Consider the following 1,306-nt stretch of genomic DNA (forward strand, 5'->3'; position numbering starts at 1 on the left):
GTGGTGGTGGTGGTGTGTGTTGGTGTGGGGAGTGCTTTGCGGTTGATTTTTCCGTTGGGGGTGAGGGGGAGTTCGTCGAGGATGACGATGTGGGTGGGGACCATGTAGTGGGGGAGTGTTTGTTGGGTGTGGTGGCGTAGTTCTGTGGGGGTGGGGGTGGTGTTTGGGTGTGGTTGGACGTAGGCGGTGAGTTGGGGGTTGCCGGGTTGGTCTTCGCGGACGATGACGGTGGCTTGGGTGATGTGGGGGTGGCGGGTGAGGGTGGTTTCGATTTCGCCGAGTTCGATGCGGAAGCCGCGGATTTTGACTTGGTCGTCGGCGCGGCCGAGGTGGTGGAGTTGGCCGTTGGTGTTCCAGCGGGCGAGGTCGCCGGTGCGGTAGAGGCGGCTGCCGGGGGGTCCGTAGGGGTTGGCGGTGAAGCGTTCGGCGGTGAGGGCGGGGCGGCCTAGGTAGCCGCGGGCGAGGCCGGGGCCGGTGGTGTAGAGCTCGCCGGGGGTGCCTGGGGGGACGGGGTTGAGGTGTTCGTCGAGGATGTAGATGCGGGTGTTGGTGATGGGGGTGCCGATGGGTGGGGTGGTGGGTTGGGTGAGGTTGGTGGTGAAGGTGATGGCGACGGTGGATTCGGTGGGGCCGTAGGCGTTGAAGAGTTGGTGGTTGGTGCTCCAGCGTTCGACTTGGGTGGCGGTGAGGGCTTCGCCGCCGCTGATGAGGGTGGTGCCGTGGGTGTGGGGGTTGGGTTCGGTGGCGGCGAGGGCGACGGGTGGCAGCATGGCGTGGGTGATGTGCTGGCTGGCCAGGGTGGTGGCGAGGGGTTCGCCGGGCATGAGGTGGTCGCGGTCGGTGATGACGAGGGTGCCGCCGGATAGTAGGCCCATGGTGAGTTCCCAGAACGCGGCGTCGAAGCTGGGTGAGGCGAATTGCAGGACGCGGCTGTGGGGGCCGAGGCCGAAGCGGGTCTGGTGGGTGGTGGTCAGGCTGGGGATGCCGGTGTGGGTGACGGTGACGCCCTTGGGGCGGCCGGTGGAGCCTGAGGTGTAGATGACGTAGGCCGGGTTCTCCGGACGCAGCGTGGTGTTGGGCGTGTGGGTGGGCATGCCTGACAGGTCGAGTGCATCCAGCAGGACGATTCCAGAGCGCCGCCCGCTGTCGGGTTGCTGTTCGTTGTCGGGCTGGTCGTGTTCCGGCAGGGCGGTTCCGGGCTGCTGTCCGTTGTCGGGTTGCTGTTCGTTGTCGGGCTGGTCGTGTTCCGGCAGGGCGGTTCCGGGCTGCTGTCCGTTGTCGGGTTGCTGTTCGTTGTCGGGCTGGT

At 66.9% G+C, this 1,306-nt stretch carries 1 protein-coding gene; it reads right to left on the minus strand.

The features are described 5' to 3' along the window. Positions 1 to 1,306: amino acid adenylation domain-containing protein (locus ACWDAK_RS41250; protein ID WP_449806596.1), on the minus strand; the 1,306-nt coding region annotated here is incomplete at both ends.

This window comes from Kitasatospora sp. NPDC001175, from assembly GCF_053598215.1.